The 6,658-nt window shown below is 67.6% G+C and carries 6 protein-coding genes and 1 pseudogene; 5 read left to right on the plus strand and 2 right to left on the minus strand.

What is annotated here, in order from left to right:
• Both WAW85_RS10600 and WAW85_RS10605 read left to right on the plus strand, forming a co-directional pair.
• Window positions 1–372 (plus strand): annotated as a pseudogene (locus WAW85_RS10600) (hypothetical protein); the annotation flags it as partial.
• Window positions 373–377: 5 nt separating this feature from the next.
• Entirely contained in the window at window positions 378–971 is a 594-nt protein-coding gene (locus tag WAW85_RS10605) for a phosphatase PAP2 family protein (protein ID WP_422559578.1), read from the plus strand.
• A 3-nt stretch (window positions 972–974) separates the two neighbouring features.
• Here WAW85_RS10605 and WAW85_RS10610 read toward each other — a convergent pair whose 3' ends face one another.
• Window positions 975–1,229 (minus strand): DUF2530 domain-containing protein, encoded by a 255-nt coding sequence (locus tag WAW85_RS10610; protein WP_422559579.1) that lies wholly within the window; start codon window positions 1,227–1,229, stop codon window positions 975–977.
• Between the two features lie 32 nt (window positions 1,230–1,261).
• Here WAW85_RS10610 and WAW85_RS10615 point away from each other — a divergent pair, with 32 nt between their 5' ends.
• Window positions 1,262–2,701, plus strand: coding sequence for an NCS2 family permease (locus tag WAW85_RS10615; protein WP_422559580.1), 1,440 nt, complete (start codon window positions 1,262–1,264; stop codon window positions 2,699–2,701).
• A gap of 105 nt (window positions 2,702–2,806) precedes the next feature.
• On the plus strand, window positions 2,807–4,402 hold the full coding sequence (locus tag WAW85_RS10620; protein WP_422559581.1) for an MFS transporter: 1,596 nt from the start codon (window positions 2,807–2,809) through the stop codon (window positions 4,400–4,402).
• Between the two features lie 15 nt (window positions 4,403–4,417).
• On the opposite strand, the gene WAW85_RS10625 is transcribed toward WAW85_RS10620, so the two are convergent.
• Window positions 4,418–5,650, minus strand: a complete 1,233-nt coding sequence (locus WAW85_RS10625) for a GNAT family N-acetyltransferase (RefSeq protein WP_422559582.1) — start codon at window positions 5,648–5,650, stop codon at window positions 4,418–4,420.
• 61 nt (window positions 5,651–5,711) lie between these two features.
• On the opposite strand from WAW85_RS10625, the gene WAW85_RS10630 reads away from it, so the two are divergent.
• The gene (locus WAW85_RS10630; RefSeq protein ID WP_422559583.1) at window positions 5,712–6,548 is read left to right on the plus strand and encodes a TrmH family RNA methyltransferase; all 837 of its coding nucleotides are present in this window, start codon (window positions 5,712–5,714) and stop codon (window positions 6,546–6,548) included.
• The last annotated feature ends 110 nt before the right edge of the window (window positions 6,549–6,658 follow it).

The raw sequence follows: 6,658 nt of genomic DNA on the forward strand, positions 1-6,658 counted from the left end.
GTGCCCGAGGCCGTCGTGCTCGACGGCCCGTGGTGGGCGCAGGTGGTGCCAGCCGGGCAAGCGGTGCTCGTCGCGACCCACCCGGATGCGGCGAGCGCCGCCGAGTTCGCGACCCTGGTCGATCTACCCCTGGCCTCGGCGACGCGCGCGGTCCGTGTGGTCTCCGGCGGAGTCGAGGTGGACCCGGACTCTGCCCCCGTCGCGTACTTGGCCGCCGTCACCGGCTGGGACCTGACCGGTCCGGTGCTGCTGCACGAGCAACTCGTCGTTGCGGTCTTCGCCAGCGACGTCGAGACGCGTCATTCGGTGTCCCGCTGGCGCGACGAGACCGGTGTGCTGCACCTCCAACAGCCAGCGAACTGGGTACCGTAACAGGCGTGAACCTGGCACCCTTCGCCTTTGACCACAGCGTCACCTCCTGGGTGGTGTCGCTGCGGGCCGAACCGTGGAACTCGCTGTGGCAAATGATCACCGTGCTCGGGGACACGCTCACCCTGGTGCTGCTGGCGCTCGGCATTTTCATGGTGGCCTGGCTGCTGGACCGGATCGATCTCGCCGCGCTGATCGTGGTCGGCGCGGGGGTGGGCTGGCTGGTGATGGCATTGCTCAAGCGACTGTTCGGCCGCGACCGGCCGCCGATCGCCGATCGGCTGATCGATGTGGGCGGGCTGTCTTTTCCGTCGGGGCACGCGATGATGTCGACCGTGGTCATCGGGCTCGCCGCGGTGATCGTGTACCAGTTGTATCCGCAGGTCCGGGCCACGCCGGGGCTGCTGGCGCTGGCCCCGGCCCTCATCGTGCTAATCGGGCTGTCCCGGGTCTATCTCGGCGTGCACTGGATGTCCGATGTGCTCGTCGGATGGGTGCTCGGCGTGGTGTGGCTGGCACTGTGCCTCGTCGGGCATCAGCAGATCGCGCGCTGGGTGCGTCAGCGCACCGAGCCGGAGATTACCGTCGTGGTTAAGAACTGACGTCTACTGGCGCTCCAGGCCCTCCTGGGCGCCTTTGCTGCCCCGATTGACCGCGGCCCGCTGCACCAGCACGATCGTCGTGCCGAGGACGCCGATGCCCAGGCCCACCAGGCACACGGTGAGCGCCCGGTCCGGGCCGATTCCGGCTGCCGCGACCACGACGGTGGCGACCAGCCAGGCCACCATGCCGACGACGATCACCGGCTCCGGTGCGCGCAATCGTGCGGGCAACTCGGGGACTTCGGTCAGTTCGGTCATGCTCCTACGGTAGCTTCTGCGGAGTGAACGACATGAACACACCAGTCCCGCGCGCTGGTCTGGAGCGGTTCTTTAAGATCGGCGAACGCGGTTCGACCGTCGGCCGCGAGGTCCGCGGCGGGCTGGTCACTTTCTTCACCATGGCATACATTGTGGTGCTGAACCCGATCATCATCGGCGGCATGGCCGGAAGCGACCGCAACCTCGATCTCACCGGAAGTTTCCTGCCGTCGGCGCAGGTGGCCGCGGTTACCGCACTGGTCGCCGGCGTGATGACGCTGCTGATGGGCCTGGTCGCGAACTTTCCGTTCGCCATCGCCGCCGGTCTGGGTATCAACAGCCTGCTCGCGGTGACCATCGCGCCCACCATGACCTGGCCGCAGGCCATGGGGCTGGTGGTGATCGACGGCGTCATCATCGTGATCCTCGGGCTCACCGGCTTCCGCACCGCGGTGTTCAACGCGGTGCCGCCGGAACTGAAGTCGGCGATCGCCGCCGGTATCGGTGCGTTCATCGCCTTCATCGGGCTGGTCGACGCCGGCTTTGTCACCGGCACTGACGGCGGGCCGCCGGTCCAACTGGGCGTCGACGGGTCTATCGCCACCGTACCGACCTTGGTCTTCGTGATCGGCGTGCTGTTGATGGGGGTGCTGACCGTGCGCAAGATACCCGGCGCGCTGCTCATCGGTATCGCGATCATGAGCGTCCTGTCGCTGATCGTCGAGGCCATCTGGGGCCTCGGCTCGATGTCCGACAAGAGCGGTGGCTGGGCGATGAACGTCCCGGGCACGCCGGACAGCCTGTTGCGCCTTCCCGATCTGTCCCTGGTCGGCCAGGTCGACCTGTTCGGTGCCATCGAGCACGTGGGCTACCTGGTGGCTGGCATCTTTGTCTTCACGCTGGTGCTGTCGAACTTCTTCGACGCCATGGGCACGATGACCGGTGTCGGCAAAGAAGGCGGACTGGCCGATGCTGACGGCAACCTGCCGGGTATTGGCAAGGCGCTGGTCGTCGAGGGCGCCGGCGCGGTGGTCGGCGGTGCCGCTTCCGCCTCGTCGAATACCGTCTTCGTGGAGTCGGCGGCTGGGGTCGCCGAAGGCGCTCGCACCGGTTTGGCCAATGTGGTGACCGGGGTGCTGTTTCTGGTCGCGATGTTCTTCACCCCGCTGTACGAGATCATCCCGATGGAAGCGGTCACCCCGGCGTTGGTGGTGGTCGGAGCCCTGATGATGGCGCAGGTCCGCGACATCGATTTCCGTCGCTTCGAGTACGCCCTGCCAGCCTTCCTGACCATCGTCGTGATGCCGTTCACCTACTCGATCGCCAACGGCATCGGCGTCGGCTTCATCGCCTGGGTGGTGATGGCCGCGGCCACGGGCGCGGCGCGCAAGGTGCACCCGCTGCTGTGGGTGGTCGCGGCGCTGTTCGTCGTGTACTTTGCGCGCGGGCCGATCTCGGGCTGGGTCGGTTGACCGCCCGGACCGCGGGTCGTTGACAGGTGGCGATCAGCGGAGTACTCCTACAGAATCTTGTTCCCACCGGAATCCCGGTCGGATTGCCGGGCGAAGGAGTCGACCATGGGTAAATGGCTACCGATTGTGATCCTGTGCCTCGGGCAGTTCGTCATGGTTCTCGATTCCACGGTGATGAATGTGTCGATCTCGGCCGTCGTGGCGGACCTGGATACGTCGGTGTCGTCGATGCAGTCGGCGATCACCTTCTACACACTGACGATGGCGGCCCTGATGCTGCTGGGCGGCAAACTGGGCGATATCTGGGGGCGACGACGGGCCTTCGTGATCGGCTCGATCATCTACGCCGCTGGTTCCCTGACCACGGCGCTGAGCCAGGGTTTCCTAATGCTCTTTGTCGGCTGGTCCATCGTCGAGGGAATCGGCGCTGTGCTGGTGATCCCGGCCATCGCGGCGTTGACCGCGGCCAACTACCAGGGTGCCGACCGGGTGAAGGCCTTCGCTGCGGTCGGCGCGGTATCGGGTGTCGCGGCGGCGGTCGGCCCCTTGGTCGGCGGTTTCGTCACCACCTACTTCAGCTGGCGCTACGTGTTCGCGGCCGAGGTGGTCATCATGGCGGTGGTGCTGGTGTGTGTGAAGTTCATCGGCGACGATGAGCGGCCGACCGCGCGGGTCGGTGTCGATGTGCTCAGCTTCGTCCTATCGGCGACGGGACTGGTGCTGGTGGTCTTCGGAATGCTGCAGAGCAAGACCTGGGGCTGGCTGCAACCACGGAGTATCCCGGAGATCGGGGGCCATCGAATCGCCCCGTTCGGGATCTCCCTGGTGGCCTACCTCCTGCTGGCCGGTGCCGTGCTGCTGGTCGTCTTCTACCGCAGGCAGATCGCCTTGGAAGCGGCCGGAGGTGCGCCGTTGTTGCGCGTGTCGATGCTGAAGATCCCGGCGCTGCGCAGTGGACTCTCAGTGCTGCTGGCCCAGTATTTGGTGGTCGGGGCGGTATTCTTCATCATCCCGATTTACCTGCAGATGACGCTGGGGTTGGATGCGCTTGAGACGGGTATCCGGATCCTGCCGCTCTCGGTGGCGCTTGTGCTCTTCTCGATTCTGGGCACCGCTCTGGTGAAGCGCCTGCCGGTGCGGATGATCGTGCGCCTGGGGCAGTTGCTACTCGTAGTGGGAACCGCGCTGTTGTTGGGGGCCGTCGAGGTGCAGTTGGACAGCCCGTGGTTCCGATCCGGGATGTTCGTGCTGGGCGCCGGAATCGGCATGCTCGCCTCGCAGTTGGGCAACATCAATCTGTCCGCCGTGGATACCTCCCGGTCCAGTGAAGTCGGCGGTGTGCAGGGCGTCGCGCAGAACCTGGGCTCGTCGTTGGGGACGGCGCTGATCGGTTCGGTGGTCGTAGCGGTGCTGACTACATCATTCGCCGGGAATGTCGCGTCGAGCGCCTTGCCGGACCAGGTCAAAACCTACGTGGCGCAGAACAGCACGGAGGGCGTTTCTATCGTCTCGGTGGCCGACGTCCAGGGGTTCGCCGAGTCGAAGGGGCTCAGTGTCGCCGACGCGGGCCAGGCTGCGAGCATCTATGCGCAGTCGCAGGTCGACGGTCTCCGGGCGGCGATCTTCGGCCTGCTGGCGCTGACGGTGCTGTCGCTGGTGTTGTCCCGGAACATTCCCCGCCGGCTACCTGATCAGGTGTAGTGGGCTGGCCGCGGTTCAGAAATAGGTGCCGGCGAAGGGCGCGCGGCGGGTGCCCAGCAGCGCATCGAGCACGTCGACGGTGTCGGTCAAGTCGGCCGTCAGTCGGCCCGCCGCGGCGAACTCGCGCGCGGTGGTGCCGCCGGTGTACAGCGACGACAACACCGACACGCTGAGCGTGAGGTGCGGCAGTCCGGCTCCTTCGGGCGCGCTCGCCCGCCGTACCCGGCCACGTCCATCGGTCACCTCCAGGAGGTACCACCCGGCACGATCGCCCCAGTCGTCGGTCACCTCCAGTGCAAGGTGGCCGTCAGCGGCGTAGTCACGGACCGCAAGAGCTGCGGCGACGTCCAGGATCGTCAGCCAGAGTTCGTCGCGGCGGCCGGTGACTTGTACCGCGCGGGCATCGCGCAACCGGTGCGGCAGGGGGTCGTCGAGGGCCAACGTGGCCGACACGGCGTGCACCAGATCGAGGCCGGTCAGTACCCGCCACAGGTCGGCGTGCGCCTGGTCAGTCACTGCGCAGACCTCCGCGACGAGAGCCGTGGCGGTGCGGGCGTCGATCCGGTAGGCGGCGTAGCCGTCGTCATGCAGCAAGTACGACAACCCGGACGTCTGCGTACTTCGCCGGTAGTCGCGGTCGGCGAAGATTGTCGGCCACCAGCTGTCGGGGCGGCCGACGGCCCCGGGCACGGTGTGGGCCCACCGTCGATGGAGTGCCGGGACCCGGTCGGCCACTTGGGCGGGCGTGGCATAGCGGACCCGGGAGTCGGCGGGTGCGGTGGTGCGCCAGCGGGCGGTCGCCCGATCAACCGTGACCTGCTGGGCGAAGCAGGCAGGTCCGAATCCGAAACGCTCGTAGATCCCGCCTTCCGAGGCGGTCAGAATCGCCAGTGGTAGGTCCGCGGCGTGCCAGGCGGCGAACTGCTCGGTCATCATCGCGCGCAGCAGACCGCGCCGCCGGTGTGTCGCCGCGACCGACACCCAGGAGAGTCCGGCGCTGGGCACCGGCGTGCCGCCCGGGACGGTCAGCGGCAAGGTGTGCCAGAGGGAGACGGCCACCACCGGAGACTCGTCGCTGCCCGCATCGCACACGACGATCGCGTCGTCGACCTTGGCGCGGAACTCGGCGAGCTCACCGTCGGGCAGCGGCGCGGGCAGCCCGAAGCTGCGGGTGTCGAGAGTGTTGATCGCCGGCCAGTCCGCCTCGGTGGCCCGGCGCAGAACGAGAGGGTTGTGTTCGCTGCTCACCGCATCGAGTCTGCCAAACCGCGTTGGCGGGCGGCGGGGCTATGTGCCACCGTGGTACCTCGTGCAGCAGCCACTGACCGTCCACGTCGTCGACCTCACCGATCCGGCGGACCCGCGCCTCGACGACTTTCGCGACCTGAACTCGGCCGACCGCAGGCCGGATGTGGGCCGCGGCCTAGCCATCGCCGAAGGCGTCCCCGTGGTGCAGCGGATGATCGCCTCGCGCTTCGCCCCGCATGCCTTTCTCGGCGTCGGTAAACGACTCGCCGCTCTGGTCGCCGCAGGCAGCATCGCCATCGACCCGCACGCACCGGGCAGGGTGCCGTTCTACGTCGCGTCCGCCGACCTGATGACACAGGTCGTCGGGTTCCACCTCAATCGGGGTGTCCTCGCCGTGGCCCATCGTCCGCGTCCGCTGCCGATCGCCGAGGTGATCGACGGCGCGCGCACGGTCGCGATCCTGGAAGGCGTCAACGACCATGAGAACATCGGCAGCGTGTTCCGCAACGCCGCGGGTCTTGGCGTAGACGCACTGATCTTCGGCGGTGGCTGCGCAGATCCCTTGTACCGCAGGAGCATTCGCGTCTCGATGGGACACGCGCTCCTGGTGCCCTTCGCCAAATACGACACCTGGCCCGACGACCTCGATCTGCTCGCGCGAGCTGGATTTCGCCTCGTCGCCCTCACCCCGGGGGCAGGCTCGGTGCCGCTGTCCGACGCCGTTGGGGACAGGTCAGGAAAGATCGCTTTTCTGGTCGGCGCCGAGGGTGCGGGCCTGACCGAGGAGACGATGCTCCGGTGCGATGTCCGTGCGCATATCCCGATGAGCCGCGGCACCGACTCGCTGAACGTCGCGACAGCCGCCGCGATCGCGTTCTACGCGCGACTGGGCCGCTGAGGCGACCGGCGGGCTATTCCTCCGGATGTGCCCGGACACCAAGCAAGACGTCCTCCCACGCGGGGACCGCAGGCTTGCCGCGCTTGGCCCGGTGCTTGCTGACCGTCGTT

The sequence above is a fragment of the Gordonia sp. (in: high G+C Gram-positive bacteria) genome, from assembly GCF_049299075.1.
Lineage (GTDB): Bacteria > Actinomycetota > Actinomycetes > Mycobacteriales > Mycobacteriaceae > Gordonia.